This is a genomic window from Streptomyces sp. NPDC014623 (assembly GCF_043088245.1).
Lineage (GTDB): Bacteria > Actinomycetota > Actinomycetes > Streptomycetales > Streptomycetaceae > Streptomyces.
The window spans coordinates 116,625-138,435 of sequence record NZ_JBIBZU010000013.1 but is presented as its reverse complement, the minus strand read 5'-3'; the positions used below and the strand labels follow the sequence as shown (position 1 = coordinate 138,435).

At 69.9% G+C, this 21,811-nt stretch carries 36 protein-coding genes; 1 reads left to right on the top strand and 35 read right to left on the bottom strand.

The annotated features are described in order from the left end of the window. Positions 1 to 43: 43 nt before the first annotated feature. From ACF1FZ_RS21645 to ACF1FZ_RS21580, 14 genes are all read right to left on the bottom strand, one after another. On the bottom strand, positions 44 to 454 hold the full coding sequence (locus ACF1FZ_RS21645) for a hypothetical protein (RefSeq protein ID WP_391775020.1): 411 nt from the start codon (positions 452 to 454) through the stop codon (positions 44 to 46). Positions 455 to 462: 8 nt separating this feature from the next. Continuing rightward, positions 463 to 969 (bottom strand): hypothetical protein, encoded by a 507-nt coding sequence (locus tag ACF1FZ_RS21640; protein WP_391775019.1) that lies wholly within the window; start codon positions 967 to 969, stop codon positions 463 to 465. Further along, the gene (locus tag ACF1FZ_RS21635) at positions 969 to 1,379 is read right to left on the bottom strand and encodes a hypothetical protein (protein ID WP_391775018.1); all 411 of its coding nucleotides are present in this window, start codon (positions 1,377 to 1,379) and stop codon (positions 969 to 971) included. Before ACF1FZ_RS21635 ends, ACF1FZ_RS21640 begins: the two co-directional genes overlap by 1 nt. Positions 1,380 to 1,385: 6 nt before the next feature. Continuing rightward, a complete protein-coding gene (locus ACF1FZ_RS21630) occupies positions 1,386 to 2,123 on the bottom strand; it encodes a hypothetical protein (protein ID WP_391775017.1) in 738 nt (245 codons plus the stop codon). Positions 2,124 to 2,125: 2 nt separating this feature from the next. Beyond that, complete coding sequence (locus tag ACF1FZ_RS21625; RefSeq protein ID WP_391775016.1) at positions 2,126 to 2,563, bottom strand: hypothetical protein; 438 nt, start codon at positions 2,561 to 2,563, stop codon at positions 2,126 to 2,128. Positions 2,564 to 2,577: 14 nt separating this feature from the next. After that, entirely contained in the window at positions 2,578 to 3,165 is a 588-nt protein-coding gene (locus ACF1FZ_RS21620) for a phage gp6-like head-tail connector protein (protein WP_391775015.1), read from the bottom strand. 3 nt (positions 3,166 to 3,168) lie between these two features. Further along, complete coding sequence (locus ACF1FZ_RS21615) at positions 3,169 to 3,420, bottom strand: hypothetical protein (protein WP_391775014.1); 252 nt, start codon at positions 3,418 to 3,420, stop codon at positions 3,169 to 3,171. Between the two features lie 61 nt (positions 3,421 to 3,481). Further along, on the bottom strand, positions 3,482 to 4,705 hold the full coding sequence (locus tag ACF1FZ_RS21610; protein WP_391775013.1) for a phage major capsid protein: 1,224 nt from the start codon (positions 4,703 to 4,705) through the stop codon (positions 3,482 to 3,484). An 89-nt stretch (positions 4,706 to 4,794) separates the two neighbouring features. Continuing rightward, positions 4,795 to 5,484: an HK97 family phage prohead protease gene (locus ACF1FZ_RS21605; RefSeq protein ID WP_391775012.1), complete on the bottom strand. Its 690-nt coding sequence runs from the start codon at positions 5,482 to 5,484 to the stop codon at positions 4,795 to 4,797. Further along, positions 5,481 to 6,674: a phage portal protein gene (locus tag ACF1FZ_RS21600; protein ID WP_391775011.1), complete on the bottom strand. Its 1,194-nt coding sequence runs from the start codon at positions 6,672 to 6,674 to the stop codon at positions 5,481 to 5,483. Before ACF1FZ_RS21600 ends, ACF1FZ_RS21605 begins: the two co-directional genes overlap by 4 nt. 10 nt (positions 6,675 to 6,684) lie before the next feature. Then, positions 6,685 to 8,247 (bottom strand): terminase large subunit domain-containing protein, encoded by a 1,563-nt coding sequence (locus ACF1FZ_RS21595; protein WP_391775010.1) that lies wholly within the window; start codon positions 8,245 to 8,247, stop codon positions 6,685 to 6,687. After that, the gene (locus ACF1FZ_RS21590) at positions 8,213 to 8,797 is read right to left on the bottom strand and encodes a helix-turn-helix domain-containing protein (RefSeq protein WP_391775009.1); all 585 of its coding nucleotides are present in this window, start codon (positions 8,795 to 8,797) and stop codon (positions 8,213 to 8,215) included. The genes ACF1FZ_RS21595 and ACF1FZ_RS21590 overlap by 35 nt, the downstream gene beginning before the upstream one ends. A 152-nt stretch (positions 8,798 to 8,949) precedes the next feature. After that, on the bottom strand, positions 8,950 to 9,180 hold the full coding sequence (locus ACF1FZ_RS21585) for a hypothetical protein (protein WP_391775008.1): 231 nt from the start codon (positions 9,178 to 9,180) through the stop codon (positions 8,950 to 8,952). Positions 9,181 to 9,193: 13 nt separating this feature from the next. Next, positions 9,194 to 9,472 carry an HNH endonuclease gene (locus ACF1FZ_RS21580; protein ID WP_391775007.1) on the bottom strand — a complete coding sequence of 93 codons (279 nt, stop codon included), beginning with the start codon at positions 9,470 to 9,472 and terminating at the stop codon, positions 9,194 to 9,196. Between the two features lie 75 nt (positions 9,473 to 9,547). On the opposite strand from ACF1FZ_RS21580, the gene ACF1FZ_RS21575 reads away from it, so the two are divergent. Beyond that, positions 9,548 to 10,093, top strand: coding sequence for a PH domain-containing protein (locus tag ACF1FZ_RS21575; RefSeq protein ID WP_391775006.1), 546 nt, complete (start codon positions 9,548 to 9,550; stop codon positions 10,091 to 10,093). Between the two features lie 96 nt (positions 10,094 to 10,189). On the opposite strand, the gene ACF1FZ_RS21570 is transcribed toward ACF1FZ_RS21575, so the two are convergent. From ACF1FZ_RS21570 to ACF1FZ_RS21470, 21 genes are all read right to left on the bottom strand, one after another. Continuing rightward, positions 10,190 to 10,411, bottom strand: a complete 222-nt coding sequence (locus tag ACF1FZ_RS21570; RefSeq protein ID WP_391775005.1) for a MerR family transcriptional regulator — start codon at positions 10,409 to 10,411, stop codon at positions 10,190 to 10,192. A 187-nt stretch (positions 10,412 to 10,598) separates the two neighbouring features. Next, positions 10,599 to 12,764, bottom strand: coding sequence for an FtsK/SpoIIIE domain-containing protein (locus tag ACF1FZ_RS21565; protein ID WP_391775004.1), 2,166 nt, complete (start codon positions 12,762 to 12,764; stop codon positions 10,599 to 10,601). 85 nt (positions 12,765 to 12,849) lie between these two features. Then, positions 12,850 to 13,176: a hypothetical protein gene (locus ACF1FZ_RS21560; RefSeq protein ID WP_391775003.1), complete on the bottom strand. Its 327-nt coding sequence runs from the start codon at positions 13,174 to 13,176 to the stop codon at positions 12,850 to 12,852. Positions 13,177 to 13,205: 29 nt separating this feature from the next. Then, positions 13,206 to 13,388, bottom strand: a complete 183-nt coding sequence (locus ACF1FZ_RS21555; RefSeq protein ID WP_391775002.1) for a hypothetical protein — start codon at positions 13,386 to 13,388, stop codon at positions 13,206 to 13,208. 35 nt (positions 13,389 to 13,423) lie between these two features. Next, positions 13,424 to 13,705, bottom strand: a complete 282-nt coding sequence (locus ACF1FZ_RS21550; protein ID WP_391775001.1) for a hypothetical protein — start codon at positions 13,703 to 13,705, stop codon at positions 13,424 to 13,426. Positions 13,706 to 13,794: 89 nt separating this feature from the next. Next, positions 13,795 to 14,100, bottom strand: a complete 306-nt coding sequence (locus ACF1FZ_RS21545; protein ID WP_391775000.1) for a hypothetical protein — start codon at positions 14,098 to 14,100, stop codon at positions 13,795 to 13,797. Next, entirely contained in the window at positions 14,097 to 15,146 is a 1,050-nt protein-coding gene (locus ACF1FZ_RS21540) for a hypothetical protein (protein WP_391774999.1), read from the bottom strand. Before ACF1FZ_RS21540 ends, ACF1FZ_RS21545 begins: the two co-directional genes overlap by 4 nt. After that, positions 15,143 to 15,517, bottom strand: a complete 375-nt coding sequence (locus ACF1FZ_RS21535) for a DUF6907 domain-containing protein (protein WP_391774998.1) — start codon at positions 15,515 to 15,517, stop codon at positions 15,143 to 15,145. The genes ACF1FZ_RS21540 and ACF1FZ_RS21535 overlap by 4 nt, the downstream gene beginning before the upstream one ends. Continuing rightward, on the bottom strand, positions 15,514 to 15,768 hold the full coding sequence (locus tag ACF1FZ_RS21530; RefSeq protein ID WP_391774997.1) for a hypothetical protein: 255 nt from the start codon (positions 15,766 to 15,768) through the stop codon (positions 15,514 to 15,516). Before ACF1FZ_RS21530 ends, ACF1FZ_RS21535 begins: the two co-directional genes overlap by 4 nt. Then, the gene (locus ACF1FZ_RS21525) at positions 15,765 to 16,244 is read right to left on the bottom strand and encodes an RNA polymerase sigma factor (protein WP_391774996.1); all 480 of its coding nucleotides are present in this window, start codon (positions 16,242 to 16,244) and stop codon (positions 15,765 to 15,767) included. Before ACF1FZ_RS21525 ends, ACF1FZ_RS21530 begins: the two co-directional genes overlap by 4 nt. Positions 16,245 to 16,337: 93 nt before the next feature. Next, positions 16,338 to 16,547 carry a hypothetical protein gene (locus ACF1FZ_RS21520; RefSeq protein ID WP_391774995.1) on the bottom strand — a complete coding sequence of 70 codons (210 nt, stop codon included), beginning with the start codon at positions 16,545 to 16,547 and terminating at the stop codon, positions 16,338 to 16,340. A gap of 85 nt (positions 16,548 to 16,632) precedes the next feature. Then, positions 16,633 to 17,280 carry a hypothetical protein gene (locus tag ACF1FZ_RS21515; protein ID WP_391774994.1) on the bottom strand — a complete coding sequence of 216 codons (648 nt, stop codon included), beginning with the start codon at positions 17,278 to 17,280 and terminating at the stop codon, positions 16,633 to 16,635. Continuing rightward, complete coding sequence (locus ACF1FZ_RS21510; protein ID WP_391774993.1) at positions 17,277 to 17,489, bottom strand: hypothetical protein; 213 nt, start codon at positions 17,487 to 17,489, stop codon at positions 17,277 to 17,279. Before ACF1FZ_RS21510 ends, ACF1FZ_RS21515 begins: the two co-directional genes overlap by 4 nt. A gap of 14 nt (positions 17,490 to 17,503) precedes the next feature. Continuing rightward, on the bottom strand, positions 17,504 to 18,007 hold the full coding sequence (locus ACF1FZ_RS21505) for a single-stranded DNA-binding protein (RefSeq protein WP_391774992.1): 504 nt from the start codon (positions 18,005 to 18,007) through the stop codon (positions 17,504 to 17,506). 47 nt (positions 18,008 to 18,054) lie between these two features. Next, positions 18,055 to 18,261, bottom strand: coding sequence for a hypothetical protein (locus ACF1FZ_RS21500; protein WP_391774991.1), 207 nt, complete (start codon positions 18,259 to 18,261; stop codon positions 18,055 to 18,057). Between the two features lie 100 nt (positions 18,262 to 18,361). Next, positions 18,362 to 18,607, bottom strand: coding sequence for a hypothetical protein (locus ACF1FZ_RS21495; protein ID WP_391774990.1), 246 nt, complete (start codon positions 18,605 to 18,607; stop codon positions 18,362 to 18,364). Between the two features lie 19 nt (positions 18,608 to 18,626). Beyond that, positions 18,627 to 18,935, bottom strand: coding sequence for a hypothetical protein (locus tag ACF1FZ_RS21490; protein WP_391774989.1), 309 nt, complete (start codon positions 18,933 to 18,935; stop codon positions 18,627 to 18,629). After that, positions 18,932 to 19,132: a hypothetical protein gene (locus ACF1FZ_RS21485; protein WP_391774988.1), complete on the bottom strand. Its 201-nt coding sequence runs from the start codon at positions 19,130 to 19,132 to the stop codon at positions 18,932 to 18,934. Before ACF1FZ_RS21485 ends, ACF1FZ_RS21490 begins: the two co-directional genes overlap by 4 nt. Then, positions 19,129 to 19,383, bottom strand: coding sequence for a hypothetical protein (locus ACF1FZ_RS21480; protein WP_391774987.1), 255 nt, complete (start codon positions 19,381 to 19,383; stop codon positions 19,129 to 19,131). The genes ACF1FZ_RS21485 and ACF1FZ_RS21480 overlap by 4 nt, the downstream gene beginning before the upstream one ends. A gap of 224 nt (positions 19,384 to 19,607) precedes the next feature. Next, a complete protein-coding gene (locus tag ACF1FZ_RS21475) occupies positions 19,608 to 20,939 on the bottom strand; it encodes a hypothetical protein (protein ID WP_391774986.1) in 1,332 nt (443 codons plus the stop codon). After that, the gene (locus ACF1FZ_RS21470) at positions 20,936 to 21,799 is read right to left on the bottom strand and encodes a toprim domain-containing protein (RefSeq protein ID WP_391774985.1); all 864 of its coding nucleotides are present in this window, start codon (positions 21,797 to 21,799) and stop codon (positions 20,936 to 20,938) included. Before ACF1FZ_RS21470 ends, ACF1FZ_RS21475 begins: the two co-directional genes overlap by 4 nt. Positions 21,800 to 21,811 lie beyond the last annotated feature (12 nt).

Below are 21,811 nucleotides of genomic sequence, written 5' to 3'. Positions count from 1 at the left end.
CACGGCCGGATCTTCAACAGATGCGCCGCGTTGCCGAGCTGCCTCAGCCGGCGATCGGCAGCACTGCTTTTCCCTCGGCTTCCTTGTCGTCGAACGCGCCCTCGATCTCGCCGTCCAGAGCGGCCAGCGCGGCGGCCAGCTGGTCACCGTGCAGGGTGGTGAGGAGGCTGTCGCGCATGCTCTGGAGCTCCTGCCGGGAGAACTCCAGGGTGAGTTCGTCCCACGCGAAGTCGACGTCTTCGAACCGGGTCTTGGGGTGGTCGCGGCGCAGGTAGGTGAACAGCAGCGCACGCCTGCACAGGGAGTTGCCCTGCAGCACGTCTTGCGTGAACTGGGCGAAGTTGCGTTCGGTGCGGCGCTCGATGTCCTCTCGCTCCACGGACATCAGCTTCCGCGGGTCGTAGCGCCACCGGGTCGCCTCGGTCTGGCCCTCGGGCTGGTAGACGAGGAACATGTCTTCTCCTAACGGCCGCGCGCCGCGAGGCGGCGGGCCATGTCTTCCATTGCTTCATGGACGGCGGCCCGGTAGGCGGCCGCGTCGTTGACGAACGAGTCGTCGAACCAGCCGGGCTTCCCGGTCTGGGTGCGCCACGGTTCGTGGCCGTAGGTGAGGGTCCGCCACCCGCCCTGCCGGTTGATGCGCTTGGGCGCGTTCGTGAACCCGCGGATGTTCGGCGTCTTGAACGCCTTCACCCGGGCCCCCGACCACCGCCCGCCGAGCTTGATCTCGGGGCGGATCTTCTTGGCGACCGCGCTACGCAGGGACGGCCCGTGGCTCAGGCCGGCCGAAGCCATCGCCATGACGGACGACTTTGCCGCGGCCGCGCCGGGGCGCAGCGCGGTGCGCATGTTCTTGGCGAGGTCCTTGCGGAGCTGCTTGCCGTCTTCTTCCTGCCGCAGTGCCCGCACCAGGGCCTCCAGGCCCTCATGGGTGGCCTGCAGGTCGAACGGCGGGCCGCCGGAGGCCATCAGGCCGTTGTCCGGGTCACGGCTCCCGACGTCGGGTAGCCGACGGACACCGACGCCTCATCGCCGACGGATCCTTCGATGGGGTTCCATCCGTTGATCAGGACGTTGCCGCCCCACTCGGGGTTGGACGCGGACTTGGGGGCGCTGTCCAGGCGGACCACGAACGGCACCACTGTGCCCAGCAGCGGCCACATGATGCTGTCGATCTTCGTGGCGGCGACGTCCTGCAGGAACTCCAGCGACAGCTCACCGGACTTGAGCCCACCGAGGACTTCCTTCCATCCGAGGCTGGCGTAGGTGGTGACGTCCTTGTCCTCGACCTCCACCGTCACCTCGGCCTTACGGGCGTATGCGGAGAGGTCGTTTCCGCCGAGGCTGACGTGGGCCGCCAGAAGCACCATCTTGGGCATGGGGGATCACCTGATTCCGAGAGAGACAGCGAACATGAACGAGGGCCCACTACCGGTCACCGTCCAGGCGATCCGGTAGTGCGTGTCCGTGATGGCCAGGCCGTCCGTGCGCACGGTCTGCCCGCCCGGGGCGCCGGCCGCGGTGAACGAGGCGCGAACGGCCGGGGTGGCGAAGTCAGCCGCACTGTCGGACTCCACGGTCACCGTGAGCGTGGGGGCGTCGGTGCCCGCCACCGACAGGACATGCAGCGCGGCATACAGGCGTTTCCCGGCGGGGACCGCGCCGAGCTCAAGGGCGGTCCCGGACCCGGCCGCACTGCGGGCGATGCCCGGCGGGTGGGCGATCAGGCCGCGCACCAGCGGCCAGGACGACTTGACGGTCCCGGTCCAGGGGGCGATCTCCCCGACCGCGTCCCCGACCTTGTATTCGGCGCGCATGCCCTGCACCAGGTAGGCCAGGGCGCCCACGACGGAGTCCGTAGGGCACACGGTGTAGGGGCCGACACCGCCGAGGTCCGCCCACGAGGCATCATCGACCTTGGACGGGTCGCCCGCCTCCCACTGCCCCTCGGCGGAGATCTCCGCCGAGCCGAGCCCGCCCAAGACCTCTTTCCACCCGGCGGAGCGGTAGTTGGTGGCGTCCTTGTCCTCGATCTCGCTGGTCAACTCGACCTTGTTGGAGGCGCCGGACAGGTCGGCGCCCGGAGCGAACAGCCTGCAGTCGAGCAGCACGAACTTGCCCACGGCTACCCCTCTCCGATGATGTTGATAGTGAGCTGGCCGCCCAGGTAGGTGGTGCCCTGGTGCTCGTACCAGCGGTAGCCCTGCAGCCGGGTGACGTGCAGGTCGTCTGCCAGCCCACCGAGCGCGTATTCACCCGGTGCGCCGCGCGCCGCCTCGATCGCCTGCTTGAGGGACGCGGGCCCGGATCCGGACAGCAGCGCGTCCAGAGTCCGCTGGGCGGCCCTGTCGTCGGCGATCCCGACCAGGACCTGGCAGGTGAGTTCCACCTTGTCCATGCCGCGGTTCATGACCCGGTCGTAGTCGACGGTGTAGTCCGCGGGGAAGAAGCAGGGCACTGCGACGGCGTCGGGCACGTATCCGGTGGCGGTGAGCTTGGCGAGCCCCTCGGGCAGGACCACGGCGCGAGCCGCATCAGCGACCGCCTCGCGTACAGCGGACATGTCCACGGTCTCTCCTATCCGAACCCGGGAAGAACGAAGTGTTCGATCAGCGCCCACACGTCCGGGTCCCGGCGCGACAGCCGGACCACGCCCCATTCGGCCGACCCGGTCACACCCTCTGGGGAGTCCTTGCGCCGGTAGAGGCGGGCGGCCTGGATGAGGGTGGCCTGGGTGATCTCGTCCGGTACGGCAGGCCACCCCCACCGGGCGGTGACCTGCACCCGCTGCACACCCCATCCGCCGGCCGCGAGGAGGAGCCCGGTGATGGGGCGGCCGCGGGCCAGCGCGTTGTCGGGGGTCGTCTCGATGTCGGTGACCGTGGACCAGGCACCGACGGTGCCCGTTGCGGTGACCAGCCCTACAGCGCTGCCGATGTCGTCGACGTTCATCACCTCGCCGACGTCGTCCCACAAGACCCGCCCGGCGGTGCGGTAGACGCGGGTGCTGGGCATGTCGTCGAGCCAGAAGCGGCGCCCCGTGGCCGTGTCGATGCCCCGGGACGCCGCGGCCAGTGCACGATCGAGCAGCGCGTCCCGGGTGGTGTCATCGGCCTCGATGCCCAGAGCGGCCTTGAGCTCGACCCGGGTCGCGTACTCGATCACCGGCTACTCCTTGACGGGCTTGTGCACCGGCGCCTTACGGACGGCGGCCCGCTTCTCGGCGGTGTCCGGGGCGGTCGCGGTCTCGACCTCGGGCACCTGCCCCCTGCTGCCCTCGTCGCCGGTGACTTCCTCGGCGATACCGGAGGCCACCAGGTGCTGGGCCTCCCCGGTGGGAATGTCCGCGATCTCACCGACCGCGGGCCAGTCCTCACCGTTGCGGGTCCCGGACAGGCCCACCTTCATACGGATACGCATCGTGCGGTCCTCTCTACGCAGGAGCCCGGCCCGCGGGAATACGGGCCGGGCATCAGGAGCCTCAGCTGGCGCCGCCGGCGAAGTACTTCACCGCGCCGGTCTGGTCGGCCAGGACACCGTCCGCACGCAGCAGCGCCCGGAAGGTGACCAGGTCGTGGTCGAAGTCGAAGTCGTCGGACCGCTCGAAGCGCACCCCGCCGGCCATGCGGACGTAGTACGCGGAGATGTCACCGAAGATGACGGACTTCGCATCGAGCCCGGTGCCCGCGATGTTCGGGTCGGTGTAGACCGGCTTGCCCAGCAGCGTTTCCGGAGTACCCGCGACCAGGGACGGCTGCCACAGGTACTGGCCGTTCTGGTCCTTGAGCTTGCGGATCGACGCCATGGTGGAGTCCTTCACCAGCCACGCCGCGTTGGAGCTGTTCCGGTAGGGGGCGATCACCGAATAGAACAGGTCGATCAGGTCGTCCGCCGTCGGGACGCCGACCACACCGGTGCCACCCGTGACCCCGGCCGTGGCCGAGGTGACCAGGCCCGCGGGCTGGTTCGACCCCGTGCCGGTGATGCCCGCAGCACCGAACTTGTTGCCCAGCGCCCGCCCGGCCTGCCGGGCCAGGAAACCCTCAAGGTCGACGGCGGTGTCCGTGAGGAGCTCGGTGGACACCTTCATCATCGCGCCGTACTTGTACGCGCCCAGGGTCCGCTTACCGAACGCGGGCTCCGAGGTGGGGATCTGGCCGCCCTCGGGCACCAGCGCCGCTTCGGACAGGCTCGTGACAATCGGGATCTCGATCGGCTCACCCGAAGCCGTGTTCAGGACGGTCGGGCCGGCCGACATCAGCCCGGACGACTCGATGAGGTACTCCATCAGCCGGTTGTAGAACGTGGTCTGAACCGTGTTCCCGCCCGCCGTAGCGGTGCCCTTGGTCAGGGTCCGGAAGTCGACGACGCCCTGGGGGCGGATCTCGTAGGAGCGGGTCTCCCCGGCCAGGAACGAGCGCAGCGCCGTGTTGCCGTCCTGGCTGGAGGGCTGCCGCTCGACCGGGCGGTCCAGGAGTGAGCGGAACGCCTCGTCGGCGTCCTTGGTGCGCTGCTCAGCTTCCTGCAGCTCCTTGGCGCGGGCGTCGATCGTGTCCAGCTCCGTGCTGAGCCGCTGGTAGGTCTGCTCCTCCTCGGCGGTCAGGGCGGCCTGGTCACCGCCGCGCGCCTCAGCCGCGTCCAGGAGCGCCTTGGACTGCTCCCACACGTTCTGACGGCGCTCCATGAGTGCCTTGATGTAGCTCACGTGCCCTCCCTGGGCATGACGACGACACCCGTGCGGCCGACGGCCGGGGTGTCTGGGTGATGGATGTGCGAGGTGGGTGTCGCCCTGCCTCAGAAGGTGCGGCGCCGGTTGAGCTCGGCGCGCCGCTGCCGCAGCACCAGCGACGGGTGGGTGTCGCCCTGCCCGCCGGGTGCCAAGTCGATGGTGGTGGTCTTCGGCCGGGCCAGGAACCGGGCCAGGTCGCCCGCGTCGGCGGCGGCCCGCACCTCGGCCAGCTCGGCGCCGGCCCGCTCGGCCAGCGACCGCAGCCCGGTCGAGGTGTCCATGTACGCCGGGGTGTTGACCGGGGCGACGTCGACCAGGGCCCCGGACAGCAGGGTGCGCAGCGGGAACCCGTCCTCGGTCTGCCCCCAGTCGTCGGAGAACGTGCGAAACGCGAAGCTGGAGCGGTGGACGTCGCCGCGCGCCACCAGCTCCATCACGTCCTCACGGGAGGCGGGCACGTCGACGACGTAGTCGAGGCCGGTGCCGTCCACGACCAGGCGCAGCGTCCCGGCCTCCGTGGTGCCCAGCAGCCGGTTGTCGTCATGGTTGTAGCGGGCCATCACGTCCGGCCACCCGTCGCCCTCGGACTTGGCGAAGAACCCGGGGTCGATCCGTTCGACGAACCCGCCCAGGTTCTGGGAGAGCCGGTTGAACTTCGCGGCGTACCCGCCGACCCGGCGGCCTCCGTCGCTGTTGCCGTCGTTCGCGCGGACCTCGACCAGGCCGCGGGTGAACCGGCGCTCTGCGTCGCTCATGAGTCGCCCTCCTGGGCTGGTGGTGTGCTGGCCGGGATCGCGGCCGCGGGTCCGTAGACGTCGCCACCGGCGCCCGGCGGCAGCGGTGAGAGGTTCTCCAGGGCTCTGACCTCGTCCTTGTTGCGCCAGCCCTGTGCCAGCGACATGCCGTGCGCGTTGTAGCGGTCCAGCACGCTCGTGCGCAGCATGGCGTCCACGTTGAAGCGGACGAACTCCCGGCCCGGCATCAGCCTGGTGAACGCGCCCTCCAGACGGACCAGCCAGGGGCGCAGCGTGGTGTTGATCAGGTCGAGGCTGTTCATCTCCACCGTGGAGTAGGTGAGGCTGCCGCCCATCTCGCCGCCGACCTTCTCCGGGGGGACACCGTAGATCGCCGCGATCTGGCTCGCGTTGAGCCGCATCGACTCGATGAACTGCGACTCCTCCGGGGACACCTTCAGCGCCTCGAAATCCCAGTCCGAACCGATCACCAGCGGTTTGCGCGACCGCATCCGGGACGCCAGCCGGTTGGAGATCTCCTCCGACTCGTCCGGCCCCACCGTCTTCTGGCTGTTCTTCAGCACGGCCGGCGGGGTGCCCCCGTTCGTGAACCAGGACCGCCCGTACTCGGTGACCATCAGTCCGGCGCCGATCGTCTGCGCGAACAGCGCCACCGGGGACAGGCCCACAACCTTGCCCGGAAGGACCACCCACGGAATGTGGACGATCCGGTGCGCTTCGACGAACCGGCCCTTCCAGTAGTACTTCGGCTTGACCGGGTCCAGCTCGTCCACCCAGACGTCATCCGGGTTGAGCCACTCCACCATCGTCGGGAACCCGAGCGGGTCCCACTGGGTGACCAGCCCGTAGGCGTTGCCGCGCAGCGCCATGGACAGTACGCACTTGTGCAGCCAGGTGAACAGGTCCCCCTGCACATCCGGTTTCCAGAACAGGTCCGGCACGTAGCTGACCGGCTGCCGGTCAGCACCGTCGCGGCGAAACAGCTGCAGCGGCAGGGCGGCCACGTTGTCCGCGATCAGCCGCACCGAAGCGAACACCGGGATCAGCGTCAACGCGCGACTGGCGGACACCTCGGCCGGATTGCCGGGCCCACCGTGGCCCCACGGCACCGAGGTGATCGCCCGCAGCGTGGCCTGTCCCATACGGCGGAACGGCGAGGTGATCGCCCGTGCCCATCGCGGCATCGGCATACCGTCCTCCTCACATCGGGACACTGCCCAGCAGGTCGTAGTCGTCCAGGACCGCCGGCCCCTTGGCCAGCAGCGCCCACCGGGCCAGCGTCACCGCGACGAACGGGGCAACGTCGGTCAGGGACTTGGTGCGGTCCAGCGTCCACGCGTCGCCGACCTTGCGGGTACGGGCCCCGTTCACCGCGGCGGTGAGCGGCGCCTGGTCGAGGTGGCGGAGTCGGCCCTGGTTCATCGCGTCGGCGATCTGCCCGCACGCCTCGGTCACATCGTTGGTTCGCATGACGGCCAGGTGCCCGCGGTGCGGCTTGTCCTTGTCCTGCGGGGCCGTGATCCCGGCCTTCACCAGGTCATCGATGAGAGACCCGGCAGGGGCCCCGGACGAGGCGACCGCGATGACGAGCGGGTTGCGCTTCGCCTTCAGCCGCACGAGCGCGTCCACCACCCAGTCCGTGCCCGCACGGCGGTCCACCAGCTCAAGGTGAACCCGCCCATCCGCGCGCACGGACGCCACCCCGATCGAGGTGTGCTTGCGGTCCTGCGACACGTCGACGGCGAACGCCACATCGGCGCCCGCCCTCGATTTCTCGTCGGCCAGGCCCGGCCACTTCAGCTTCGGCACGTTCGGGTCCGTCGGCGGCGTCGCCTTCCGAGTCCGGTTCAGATACGCCCGGTCGAACTCGGCTGGATCCATCTTCTCCAGCTCCGCACGGATGATGTCCTCGGTGACCGTGTGCCCCAGCGCGGGAAGCGTCGCCCGCCACGTCGCCGGATCGTCCCGGGGCATGTCCGGAGGCGCGTACCACTCGAAGTAGGCCACTGCCGGCCGTTCACCGGTCGCCCACAAGCGCTCGATGTGCTCCCGCCCGGCCTGCCGCTTCTTGTTCAGCCAGACGCTCTTCTCCGTACCACCGGCCGACGCCCACCACAGCTGCGCCATGGCCCGGGTCAGCATCGCCGGGCTGAACGCCTGCTCCAGCCGGTCATCGTCATGGGCGAACGCCTCGTCAATGAAGCCCATGTCCAGCGGTGGGCCGTGTCCGGCCTTCTCCGTGTTCGAAGTGATGCCCATCCGGGAACGAGTCGCCGACCAGATGATGGCCTCGTTGCCGTTGCTCTTACGGATACGCGCACGTTTCGCCAGCACGGAACTGGCGATCTTCTCCCAGAACTCATCCTCCCAGCGCGTCCGCGCCATGCCCCTGGTCTGAGCCGCGTAGATGATGTTCTGCCGCGGCCATGCCATCCCGCGATGGCACTGGGCGCCGAGGCAGAGTTCCGTCTTTCCCTGCTGCCGGGACACCGAGAGCCCCACTTCGCGGTGAGCGAAGAGACCCGTTGCCGGGTTGATCTCCAGGGCCACGTCAGAGACGTACTTCTGCCACGGCATCGGCGGAGCGCCGAGCGCGGTCATGACCTTCCACATCTTCGGGCCAAGACTGGGGAACTCAGGCCGCCGCGGGGTGCCCCAACGGGGCGGGCAGGTCAGCCCGTACAGGTCCAGGCACTGGGCGGCGAATTCCGGCGGCGGCGCCCACGTCTCAGACGGCTCCGAGGTCGCCGAGGTCGTCGTCATCGTCATCGTCCCCGGCCCGTCCCTCCACCAGCGCGGCCACCGTGGCCCGCAGCTCCCGCGCCAAGTTGGGGAGGATCCGCGGATCGTTCGGTACCTGCACCGTGGCGCCGCACTCCTCGCACGCCGCCGGTCGCATGCCATCCATCTGCCGGGCCAGCCGAAACGCGACGGCTGCGTGGGTCGGCTCCATGTCCTGCAGGTCGCCCAGCGCCTCGATGTCGTCGGCCAGCGCGGCCTCCACCGGGCCCGGGTCCTCTGAACGGGCAGGGACCACGGCGGCGGCCGGCGGCGGGGCGGGCGCGGTGGCCGGCGGCAGCAGCACGGCCACCGACACCTGCAGCGCCTCGGCCACGGCCACCAGGTCGTCCACGTCGATGCGCCTCGTCCCGGCCTCCATACGGCTCACGATCGGCTGCGACACCTGGCGGCCGGCCAGCGTCAGCCGATCGGCGAGCTCCTGCTGGTCCCACCCGCGGGCCTCTCGCAGGCGGGCGATCGCCTGGCCTGCGTGAACGCCTGCTTCGCCGATCTCCAGCGGCCTGGCTGCCATGGCATACCTCCCGCCGGGTCGGTCTCAGTGATCGCATATGTGCTGGTCAGGGCCGGGGGGAGAAAAATAAAAGCTGGGCGCGGGGCTGGGAAGACGATCACTCAAAGAAACGGAACGGCTCCGGGCCTCTGACCTGCGACGACGCGACCCATTCAGGTGCCTCCGTGCTGCCTGGTGAGGTCGGCCAGGCTCGGGAGATCGGTGACCGGCACCCAGCCGGTGGCGTAGCCGCAGTTGCAGGCGACGAGGGTGAGCCCGGTGTGGCGGTGCTCGGCCCAGCGGTCGCCGGTGGCCTCATCGAGTGGTCCGGGACGCGTCTCGGTCTGGGTGCGGATCGTCAGCCGGTGCTCGGTGGCCCAGGGGCCGGCGGCGGTGCTGGGCATGGGGCTCCTCGTGTCAGGCGTACCAGTCGCGTGAGGTGGTGAGGCGGGGCGCGGTGGTGCTGTTGCCCTTCTCGCCGTTGCAGTTGCGTCCGCAGGTGGGGCAGCGGGTGATGCCGTGGGCGGGCGCCCAGTTGTCGGGGTCGCTGGTCGAGCCGCCCTTGCTCACGGGGGTGAGGTGGTCGATGACGTTGGCGGCGGGGTGGCCGCAGATGTGGCAGATGTCGGAGTCGGCGAGGAAGCGGGCGCGGGCTTTGCGGTAGGCGTAGGCGGTGAGGTCGCGGCGGCCGGCCACGGTTCATCTCCCAACTCGAGGTCCCGGTGGGGGCCGTCTCGGTACGATCCGGGCACCAATGAGGAGGGGTGCGTCATGGGGACGTTCAACGTAAGGCCGGACATCGACGCGGCGGCGGAGCAGTTGCGGGGGACTCTCGGCTCGAAGCGGGAGATCAACCATCTGCCCGAGGTGTTGTGGGAGGGCGAGACGGTCGAGATGCTCGCCACGGGGGTCTACGGCAAGGGCAACGGGTTGCTGGCTATGACCAGCATGCGGTTGATCTTCCTGAAGCACGGGATGATGAGCCAACAGGTCGAGGACTTCCCCTATAGCAAGATCAGTTCGGTCCAGTGGTCGGGCGGACTAATCATGGGCACTCTGTCGGTCTATGCGTCAGGCAACAAGGCTGAGATCAAGTCGGTGCCGAAGGACCAGGGGAAGGCGCTGGCGGACAAGCTCCGTATGCACATTGCGTCCGGGACGGCTCCGGGCGCCCCTTCTGCCCAAGCGACGTCCGCCGGGATTCCGCAACAGGACGTAGGTACGCGTCTGGCGACGCTGGATCAGCTTCGAGCCGCTGGCGCGATCACGGATGTGGAGTATCAGGACAGGCGGACGAAGATCCTCGACAGCCTCTGAGCACTGAGACGACGAAGGCCCCGTCCGTGGGGCGGGGCCTGGGTGTTGCTGGGCATGCGTGTGGTGCCCAAATCGTGGCGCACGGATCGCCGCACGTCAAGCGGCGTTGACACCGCGCTGCCCGTTACGGGTCGGCTTGGCCGCGGATCGGGCTGCTTCGACGTCGGCGAGACGGTAGACGGGACGCTTGGGAGTGCCGCCGCATGGGGCGAGGATGCCGCGCCTGACCCAGTCTCGGATGGTGGCGGGCTGGACGCCGCAGTTGAGGGCGGCGAGCTTGGTCGTGAGCAGGCCGCGGGGCGGCAGCAGGTACTCCATGTACCCATTGTGGCGCGGTACTGCTGGCTTAGGACAGGCCCCTCTACCCGCATTACCTTGCAGGTCGGGAGCCATGACCACCCCCATGACCCCGGTTTGGGGACCCCATGACTTCGGGCCCCTGCCGGATGGTGCTGGCAGGAGCCCGAAAGGGGGTCGTGATCGGGGCCCGGTAGAGGGGGACCCTCTACCCGCGGCCTCCGTCGAGGAGGATCTCGGCGGGGACCGCGCCTTCGATGTCGCGGCGCTGGTACCCGGCGAGGGACTTCCCCTCGATCTTCACCTGCTTGCTGGCGCGCTTCACCCCGGCGGCTTCGAGGTCGGCGGCCAGGCGTTCGCCGTTGTAGTCGCCGTAGGTGTCCTCGTCGATGTTGACGAGCCCGGCGAGGAGGTCGGTCGTGAACATGCGCGGCGAGTGCCGCATCACTTCCAGGACGTCGGAGAGGATCGGGGCGAGCTTGACCCCGGCGGCGTCGGCGGCCGCGGTGACGTCGCCGGTCGCGTCTCCGGTGAGCTGGCCGGCGGCCTGCCGAAGCGTGCGGCCTTTCGCGCACAGGATGGCGAAGCCGGGGCCGTCGAGGTAGTCGGCTCGCACGGTGACGTAGGACGCGGGCCCGGTGACCAGCACGCCGGTACCTACGTGGTCTTCGGACAGGACGGACGCGTCGGCGCCCTGTGCGGCCTTGCCCTTGCCGAGCACCATGTCGGACGAGGTGCGGTCGACGACCTGCGTGGAGTACCGCAGGGTGATGATCTCCCGCAGCTTGGTGGGCACGGACTCGGCATCCGGGCGCTGGGAAGCGAAGTTGGACACGAACCCGGCGGCAGGGCCGCGGCGGGCAATGCGACACAGGTCGTTGATGACCTGCTCCCGATCGTCCTTCTCCATCGCGGTGAAGTATTCCTGCAGCTCATCAATGGTCACGAAGATGACCGGCAGGTTCTTCAGGCGGACGATCTCCGGCGTCAGCTTCCCCTCGGGGCAGATGCTGGTGGGGAGCTCCCGCAGAATCGCGAACCGGCGCTCCATCTCGACGAGGAGCTCCTGCAGCATCGCCTTGAGCGCCTCGACGGCGTCGTCTTCGGCGCCCATGACCAGGCGGTGCGCTACGGCCCGCATGGGCATCCAGTCCGCTCCGCCCTTGCCGTCGGCGACGTAGTGCCGCACGTAGGCGTCCAGCAGCCCGGCCGCGGTCATGAGGCGCTGTGTGAACGTCTTGCCGCGCCGGGGCAGGCCTCCGAAGAACATCGACTGCCACATGACGGGCACCTCGATGCGGTTGCCGCGGGCGTCCTGGCCGAACGGGATCGGGTCCCAGATGGAGAACGTCTCGGCCTTGGCCAGCGGGGACGGGTTCGGCGTGCCGAGGTAGGGGTCGTCGTCGGCCACCCACATCGAGACGCGGCCGGCGTTGCCGCCCTTGGCGGCGCGGACGCGGGACATGATGACCTGGATTTCATCGACTCCCAGCTCCTGGGCGATGACTTCCCGCTTGGCCAGCACGTCGGACGCGGTCTTGCCCCCGCCCCGGGGGAGGTCGAAGATCACGGCCCAGCCGCGGCCGTCACGAACCGGGCCCATCGTGCACGTAACCCGGGGGCCTTCCTCGTCGCCCCGGCCGCTTTTCAGGAGGCCGGCGGCGCGCAGGGCGTCGTTGAGCTGCTGCGCGGACATGTCGACGCGCAGGGGCGGGGCGCCCTGGTCGAGGAGGTGGGTTTCCTTGCCGCGGCCGAGGTAGGCGAGCGGCGTGACGATGGCGCCCGCCATGCCCGTCTGCAGCAGCGGGTCGGCGAGCATGATGCCGATGGTGGCTGCGGCCACCCCTACGGCCGCAGCGCCGAAGCGCCACCGCCTGGTCTGGGTGCGCTTGGCGTGCGCCATCTGCAGCCGCAGCGCCAGCTCGACATCCTCGGGCTTGGCCTTGCTCTGTACGCGAAGCGCCTTCACGGCCGCACTGTGGTCCTGTGCGGACAGCGTCGGCCACAGTCCCACGGTGGCCCGGTAGAAGCCGCGGGCGGCCAGCAGGAGCGTCTTGACGAGGTACTTGGGGGTGCGGACGCCGTGGTAGCGGGCCTGCCACCAGGTGAGGCGCACGAACGCGCCTACGTTCGCCTTGATGGACGCGGCGGAGCGAGCCCAGGCGGGCAGGACCGGGGCGTCGGGCACGGTCAGCCAGTCGGCGAGCGGGTTGTCAGGGCGGTCGACCGCCTCGACGACTTCCGGCGCCTCGACGACCGGGGCCGTCTCCGGCCCGACCGGTCCGGCCGGCGTCTTGTCGATGGATTCCGGGGGAATGGGGTGCAGCTTCTCGATGGTGTGCCCGTTCAAGGGGCGGACCAGGGCGTCGGTCATGATGGTTGCTCCTGCTGCTCGATGGGCGGTACGGGGCACGGGGCGGCCGATGGTCTTGGCGGATGACGGCCGCCCCGTGGCGTAGCTACTGCTGTTCGGCGCGGTGCAGGACCCGCTCGGACCGGCGGAGCTGCTTCTCAGCGGCCCGCAGCGCGTCCCTGGCGGCCGACTTGTCGGCGCCCCACTTGCTGGTACGGACGGCGGCCTTCGCGTCGGCAACGGCCTGGCGGTCGGCGTCCGTCTTGTTCTGCAGGGCGGCCAGTTCCCGGGCGCCACGCTCGGCGGCCTTCGCGTCGATCTCGTGCATGCGGCGGGTCACCGCGGGGTCGAGGTTGTCGCCGATGGCCTGGTGGAAGCCGCGGCGGAACAGCTTGCGGCGCTCACGGGACTCGGCTGCGGTGTAGCTGTACATGGGGTGTCCTCTCGTCGTGTCGGGTGGTGCTACTTGCTCGGCGTGCACCCGCAGGGGGCGGGCAGGCCGCGGGCGAAGTAGCGCTCGTGGTCCAGTTCCTGCGGGCAGTGGTCCGCACACGGGTCTCCGGGACGCACCTTGGTGTCGGGGCACCGGCACATATGGATCTCCTCGATGTCGGGTCCGGTCGATCCGGGCCTCTCTGCCGCCACCAGCCGCGGGGCTGGGGACGACAGGGCGGGCCGGGTCAGGCGGACGGCTTCGGCATGGCCCGGCAGGTCTCGGCGTGGGACTGGGCCCAGGCGTGGGCCGCTTCGTCCGACCAGACTTTGCCGTTGTCCCACCGGTCGGCGCGCAGCCGCCATTCGCGGTTGGTGTAGGCGAGGCATCCGCCGCAAGCGGCGACGGACACGTTCGGCTCGGTGTCCTCGGCGGTGAGGGTGTCGTGGGTGATGTCGACGGTGGCGCCGCCGACGGTGAGGTAGCGGGCGATGACGCCCTCGGGCCAGGTGGCGGTCTGCGTGGTCATGGCGGGTCCTTGTCGTCGTCGGGGTGATGGGCCGGGGCTGTCCGGCTCCCCTTGGCGCCCGGTCACACTCCGGGCGCCGCGGGCGGCTGTCAGCCCTTGCGCAGGTCCTGCCACACGCTGCGCAGGATCAGTACGCAGATGGTCAGGGCGACGGCGCTGATGGCGACGGCGACTGCGGACACGGCGACGGCCAGGAGGAGAGCGGAACCACCGAGCCCGATGCCGATCCACTTGGCCGCGCCGCCGGACTGCTGGACCACGGGCGCCGGCGGTACCGGGGCCTGCTGCGCCTGGGTGATCTGCTGGGCTTGCAGGACGGCGAGGACGAGGGCGACCTGCTCGCTGTTCGCCGCTGCGTCGATGGCGTCCTGCGACGCCTTGTTCAGGTCGCTCATGCGCCCTGCTCCTTCACGAGGCGGATGGCGGGGGCGTCCTTCTCGGCGGCGAGGCGGTCGCGCTCCTCGTCGAGGCGGGCGAACACCTTCTTCACGTAGGACACGCTCCGGGTGGCCTGGCGGGCCGTTTCGGTGGCAGAGGTGCCCAGCACCCACCCCGCCCGGATCACGTTTGCGGCGGCTTCGGTCGGCAACCTGTCGTCGGTGTCGACGGGCACCTCGTCGTCAGGATCCGGGTCGGGTGCCGCGAGGGGCCACACCGTTCGGTCACCGCAGATGACCAGCGGCTTTGCTACCGGGGCGGGCGGGGCCTGCTCGATCGCTGCGGGCTGGGTGTCGGTCACCTCGTCCGGGGTGTCCATGGGCACCTCGACACGTTCGACGACGACCGGCGGGGCAGGCTGCGGGGTGTCCACCGAGAGCATGTCCAGCAGTGCCGCGTCCGCCCCGTCGACCAGCCGGGTGCGCTGCACGTCGACCAGCTTCCCGCCGAGCTCGGTGTCGCCGACGCCCACCCGCTTCGCCAGCCGCCACGAGGCGCGGGCCGAGTAGACCTTGGCCCACTTGCCGGGATGGTTGGCCGCGCGGGCCCGGTGGTAGGCGAGGCGCTGGATCGTGTCGGCGTTGCGGCGCTGGACCTCCATGTCGATGCCGGTGCGGTAGACGACGATCCGGCGGGCCAGCAGGCCGAGTCCTTCCGCCGAGGCGGACATCGCCATCGGCGTCATGGCGTAGACGACCCCCTCGGTGATGTTGTCGGCGACGACGATGCCGGTGACTGCGGCCGCGAGGGGTGCGAGCCAGAGGCCGACGCGAACCGGGGCGGGCGCGGCCTGGCCGAGCATCGTCAGCCCGACCATGACGAGGGCGAGCACGAGGGTCACGCCTTCACCGGCGGCGACGACGCCCATCGCGGTGGCCGCCCGGTGGAACTCGGTGACGATGTTGGTGTAGGTGCCCCAGCCGCCGGCCACACCGGCGGCGACCATCGGAATGGTGGCGAGGACAAGGACTGCGACCTGCCCCTTGGTCAGCTTCGCGTTCATCGGTGGCCGTCCTTGGTCCTCAGGGTGGAGAGCTGGCGGGCGTACACCCGGAGCGTGGCGGCGTGCTCGACGAGGGCCGCGGCGACGCGATCCAGGCCGGCGGAGTCGAACTCGTGCCAGGCGTCCAGCTCGATGGCGACCGTGATGCGGTCGTCGGTCGGGCTGAACGGGCGCCACACGAAGCCCACGGGGAGCGCGCGGACCTGGCCGTGGCACTCGGTGGGGATGACCAGGTGGGTGACGGCGCCGGAGTGCTCGATGTCCTCGCGGTAGCCCTCGAAGGTGTGGTCGGCTGTGCACCAGTCGGGTTCGATGACTTCGACGTCGCCCTGGTCGGCGGTCGGGACGGTGATCGTGCGGGGCGCGCTCATCGGCCGGCCTCCGTGCCCACGGTGGTGCGGTAGCCGGTGGCCGGGTACTCGATCAGCTTTCTGCGGAGGTAGTCGGCGTTCCAGCCGATCCCGTCCGGGTGCTCGGCAAGCGCGGCGCGGGCGACGGTGACGGCCAGGCTGGCTCGGGCCTCGAGGAGGGCGCGGTGAGCGTCCTGGTCACCGATGGTGGCCGGGTGCGGGATGTCGATCGCCTCGAGGACGGCCTCGAGGAGGTGGCGGAGGTCGCTCATCGGGCACCGCCGGTCTGGCGGGCGCGGCGCAGGGGCTCGTCCATGTCGGGGTCGGAGTCACTGGCGCCGGTGAGGGCGGCGGTGCGGAAGCCGGTGACGGCCGGGATGTACGTGCCGGCGGGGCCGGAGCCCATCTCGCGGTTGGCGTACTGCCAGCTGCCGGTGTCGGCGGGGATCTCGGCGGTGTTCTTCTTCGCCCGGTAGTGGGCGATGACCGTGCGCCGGGCGAGGGTGGCGAGCCAGCTGTATGTCTGGGCGTCGGTGGTGGCCTGGCACTTGTGGAGGTCGAGCCACGCCCGGTAGAAGGCGTCGGCGGCGAGGTCTTCGGCGAGGTGTGTGTTCCCGCCGCGGACCTCGCGCTGGACGAGGCTGACGATACGGGGCTGGAACTGGGCGTAGATGGTGGCGAAGCGCTCGTTGAGCTGCTGCGCGGGGGCCATCGCGGACTGTGCCGCGGGCATGGCAGAGTTAGCCATAGCCGTCTCCTTGGGTTGATCAGGGAGTTCGGTCAGGCCCTTGGCCGGTGTTGGTAGCACCGGCCTTGGGCCGTCTTCAGTTGTGGGGTGTCGCTACATCTGTTTCTGCTTGAGGGCGTTGATCGCCCTGCTGATCCCGGCCCGGGTGACCCCGAGTTCTCGCGCTACAGCTGACTGGCTGCCGAGTTCGGTTTCGCCATCGATCAGGGCCTGTGCCCGTTCGTCGGTTGCTTCCCGGTAGGCCTGCTGTGCGGCTTCCTGCTTACGGACGGCTGCGTCATGGCGCTCTCTCCACGTAGTCACGTCCCTCCTAGTACCGGAAGCGGTGCCTGCTCCACAACTGTAACCAGGGGTGGCGACAGACGTCAAGGGGGGTGGCGACAACGCGTCATGCGGCATTACTGGCCGTCCTCTCGTCCTCGTCGACGAGCACCTTCAGCCCGGCCCAGGTGGCCGGCGGATACGAGGTCAGGCACCAGGCGCACTTCACCACCCGCTCGCCGGGAGGGAGCCGGAGCGCTGCACCGCAGATCACCCCGTCCTCGAACTGGGCCGGGCAATTCCCGATGCGGGTGCCGCGGTCGGTGTCGGGCGGCCGGATCATCGTGGAGACCGAGCGGGCCAGCTCCCGGATCTCCTTGGCGAAGTCACCAGCCTCCGACCACGACACAGCGATCCAGGGCAGGTAACCCAGCAGGGCACCGGCCGCCCGGTCCACCCGGCCTTCAGGGCTCCCGGTGTGGGGCTGCTCAGGCCTGCCGCGTTCCTGGCGGACGGCGTCGACCCACGACTCCAGCAGGGAAGCCATGCCGCCGGGACCGCGGATGTCGAGCACGTCGAGCGTGACGGGAATGGGCGCCGGCCCGCCCTTCCCGGACCTGCCCTGCCCGCCGCTGACCGACGGGGTGAGCAGCGGGGCGAGACCCCGGTAGAGGACGGGCAGGGCTTCGAGCCGGACGCGGGTCGCCTTGGTACAGGCAGGGCAAAGCATGCCGCCCGTCTCGTCGTGCTCGTCGCACAGCAGGCAGGTGGTCACCGTGCCTCCGTCCGGGGCGCGTGCCGGTAGGTGCGCAGGCTCGACAGGAAGAGGTCCCCTCGGGCCAGCTTCAGCGCCTGGTCAGCGGCGGCCTTGGCAGCGGTCGCGGTGCGCTGCGCGAACACGGCGTCCGCGACCAGGCGGACCATGGCCGCCAGCATCATGCCGAGGAGGATCCCGTGCAGCAGCCACGCCATCTCGTTGCTCATCGTCGGTCTCCGATCTAGAAGGGGGGCTCGTCCGAGTAGCCGCGCGCTGCGGGCGCGGCCGCGGGCGCAGGCTGACCGCCGCCCCAGCCGCCGGCCTGCTGCGGGGGCTGTTGCTGGGCCGGGGCCTGGCCGTTGCTCTGCTGGCCGCCACCGGCCGGGTTCTTCGTGACCTTGGCCGAGGCGCGGGCCAGGCTGACGCCGACCTCGTACACGTCCAGCTCGTACACGGTGCGCTTCACCTGGTCGCGGTCCTCGTAGGACCGCTGCTTGAGCTGGCCCTGGACGATGACGCGCATGCCGCGGGTCAGGGTCTCGGCCGCGTTCTCGGCGGCCTGCCGCCACACGGAGCAGGTGAGGAACAGGCCTTCGCCGTCCTTCCACTCGTTGGTCTGCCGGTCGAAGACGCGGGGAGTGGAGGCGACCCGGAACTTGGCGACGGCGGCGCCGGCCGGGGTGTAGCGCAACTCGGGGTCGTCGACCAAATTGCCGACGACGGTGATGACGGTCTCTCCGGACATGTGGATCTCCTTGTGCGAGTGGGATGGGCTGACAGGGCGTCGGCTTGTCAGCTGGCGAGGGCCTGGCTGAAGACGGCGGCGATGTCGGGGAAGCCGCGGGCAAGGGCGCCGTCGCGGAAGGCGGTCATGGCCTTGCGGTCGAGCCGGATATCGGGCCGGCCGAACGCATCGGTGGTGACCTGAAGGTCGACACCGAGGTTGGCGGCCATGCTCTTCCACTGGGCGGCAGAGAAGTTGTCGAGCTGCTCGCTCACGGGATCTCCTTCGGGGGGAGGTGATGCATTCGCATCACCTGGGATGCTGGGTGGGTGGCCGCCCCCGAGTCCCGCGGGGGCGGCCTGTGTGCGTGCGGGGTCAGGCGTGGTCCTCGTAGATCGCGCCGCTGAGGATGTCCTCGGCCATGGACGCGATGATGTCCCGGCGGGTGGCAGCCCCCGCCGTAGTGGGCGAGGGGTAGTCGACGGGCAGTTCCCGCTCTACGGCGTCGACGATGTCGACGACCTTGAAGGTGATGCCGGTGTGTGCCGAGAGGCCGGCGACCCGTTCCACCGCCTTCTCAGTGCGGATGATCAGGTCCGTGACGAGTTCTTGAAGGTTCATGGCTGGTCTCTCCTTGCGGTCAGACGGTGACGCCGGCGCTGGCGAGGAACTCGGCGCGCTTGGCGGGGTCCTGCAGCTCGCGAGCGTCGGCCACCCACGCCTCGTGCATGCGGGGCGCGGCGTCCTGGTGCTCAGCACAGAGGGTGATCACGACGGCACTGGACTCGGCGGGCCGCTGCTGAGAGATGGCGTTGCGGACGGCGAGGACGCCGCGCTTACGGCAGGCGCCGCGCTCGGCGGTGCACGCACCGACGTCAATAGCGGTGGTCTGCACGGTGTACGTGGTGTCGCGGTCGTCGCCCAGAGCGATGACAGTCTCTGTGGTCACTGGTTCTCCTCGGGGGATTTCGTCACGGATTTCGTTTCACTGGCGGCCGGGCTTGCGAGGCGCCGGAGCTTGGTGGCGTGCCGCGCGGCAAGGCCGCGCATGCGGGCGGCGGACAGTTCCTCGCGCCGGCGCTTCGCCGCCTGGATGCGGACGCGGGCGGCCTCTATGCGGGCGGCCACCACGTCGTCGACGTTCACAAGGTGGGCGGCACGACGAGGGGGTCCGGGCCGACGGGGTACTGCGGGCTCGTCCAGATGCGCCCGTGGGCGGCGAAGGCCGGGTAGATCTCGGTCTGCACGGCCCCGTCGCTGTCGAAGCCCGTGACGACGGACGCCCAGGCGACGACAGGGCAGAGGCTGGGGTCGCCGTCCGAGAGGTCGGTAACGGTGACGCTCCAGCCCGGCGCGGCGGGCACAAGGGCGGTGGTGGCGTGCATGGCGTAGGTCATGGTCTGTCCTCCGATGGACGTTCAGATGAGATGTGGACATGTGGACGTGGACATGTGGACGGATGTCCACACCCCCCCGTCGCGCGTGACGTGAGTGAAAGTAGATGTCCTATTTGTTGTTATATAGAGGGCTGGCGGCGGCCTTTGTTCCGACGAGACGGGGGGGTGTGGACACGCGTCCACATGTCCACAACCGGCCCCGTGTCCACGCCTTTGGCACGTTCCTAGTCCGTCTTGACGCACAACCGGTCGCCTTCTTCGAAGACCCACCCGCGGGCCTCTGCAAGGTCGATCGACTTTCGGGCGACCTTCCTGTCACGGCTCGCCAGCTTGCGGTTGAGCTCCCCGAAGGTGACGCCCCCGACCTGCGAGGCGTGCTTCTGTACGAGCCTGGCGACGCGCTCAAGTGCCAGGTCCGCGTCGGCCTTCGCTTCGTGCTCGCGCATGACCTGGTGGACCTTCGCGTCCTCCTCGCGCTGCCGTTCGGCCGCCGCCTCCCGCTGCGCGCGGACGACGAGCGCGTCCCGGACGGCGCAGGACGACTCCCAGACGACCTCGGCCAGCTGCCAGTCCTCATCCGTCACTCCGGTGCGCCCACCGTCCATGAGCGCCAGGAGCGCGGCCACCTTCACCTTGATGAGGCCGGCGTGCCCGTCGAGCTCCGGAACTTCCAGTTCGCCGCGGGCGCGGGCGACGCGCTCCTGCCACAGGGCGGTCCTGACTCGCAGGGGGAAGGTGACGTCCACCGGACCGTCAGGCTGCAGGAACCCCGGGTGCCGGTCGAACTCCCCTGGCCACGCAGGCGGCATGTCCGGGATGGATGGATCGTCGGCCCAAGACCACAGGAAGCGCTGGGGGGTGCCCGTGCTCGCGTCGGCCAGTACGGGGACAGCGGTGCTGGGCTGAAATCCGACGAGCAAGCCAAGGTTGTACGAGCCTGCCGGTACATAGCGGGTGCGCTCCTCGGATGCATTCGTCTGCCCGAGCGTCTCGCCCACTGCGGCCCGGCGCAGGGTTTCTCCGAGGACGGACCCGTTGCGCTCGCCCAGCTTGGCGATGGTCTGGCCCTCGTCGACGTAGAAGAACGCGTTGTGGCGTACCTGCTTCCGTACCTTCCGCATGACCGGATCGCCGATGTTCTTGCCGCGGCTGATGACTTCGCCAGTGGGCTCCTCGACGGTGCCCATGAACGCCTCGGCAATCCCCTCCCCAGAGCCGACGGGCAGGCCGTCCCGGAAGTCCTCCGCCGGCGCGGGCATGAGTCCGCGTGTCAGGGACGAGCCGGTGGACTTGCCTGCGCCGGAGTTGCCGACGATGGCGGCGAAGATGTTGAGCGAGGCGCGGCCGCCGATGCCGGTCTCTGCTCGGATGTGGTGCGAGATCATGCCGGACAGCCGGGCGAGCGAGCTGTGAAAGAGCACGTCGCCTGAGCACGCCTTCGAGTGCGCGGCCTGCCGGATCTTCTGCAGTTCGGGCCGGGCATCCCAGAATTCGTCCGGCAGGAGCCCGGGGACGGCTTCCCGAACGTTGGGGGCCCAGTTGGGGGCAGTGCTCACGCGGTCACCGCCGGGTCGCCCGGGTACGGGGCCGGGGCCCATACCTGGTTGAAGTCACTGTCCTTGTGGCCGGCCTCGAAGTGGTCGGCTGCGTCCTTCCCCGTCTTGGCCTGGACGACGTAGATCGAGTGGGCGATTCCGGTGAGGGTCTTCACTACAAGCTCGGCATGCTCGCGTCCCTTGGTGTCGCGGTCGGCGACGACGGTGATGTCGGCGCCCTCGAGGAACTGGGCATGCTCGGCAGTCCACTTCCCGGATCCGGCTGCGTTGCACGTCGCGACCAGGCCGTGGTCGACGAGGGCGTGTACGTCCTTCTCGCCCTCGGCGATCCAGATGACCCGGTCGGCGGTCTTGGCTGTGAGGAGTTCGGGAAGCCGGTAGGGAACGGTGCGGACGAGTCGATTGCCCTGCTTATCGTTCAGGGACCAGCGGCGGCCGGATTTGGTGCTGTCGTCGGGGCGCCACTGGGCGAAGTCCTTGCGGTCGCACCGGGTGACGCCGTGAATGACGGCGCCGTTCTCGTCCCGGTACAGGTACTGGGCGACCCGCTTGTGTCCGCGGTCCTGGCAGGGGATCCAAGCGTCGTCCGCGGGCCGGTCGTACTGCCGCTCGGGCAGGGGCTCGTCGAACAGGTCGGCTTCGGTCCAGCCGATTGCGGTGAGGTAGTCGGCGTTGCCCTGGCACTTGTGGCAGAACACGACGACGCCGCCGTTGTTGCCCCGTCGAATGGCGACGGTGCCGTCGGCGTCTCCTCCGTGACAGAGGCCGCGGGTGCGGATTGCGCCGCCTTGGTACCGGGTGGGTTCGCCCATGCTGCTGAGGAGGTCAGCGAGCCTGTTGAAGGCGATGGTGTCGTTCACGAACGGGCTCTC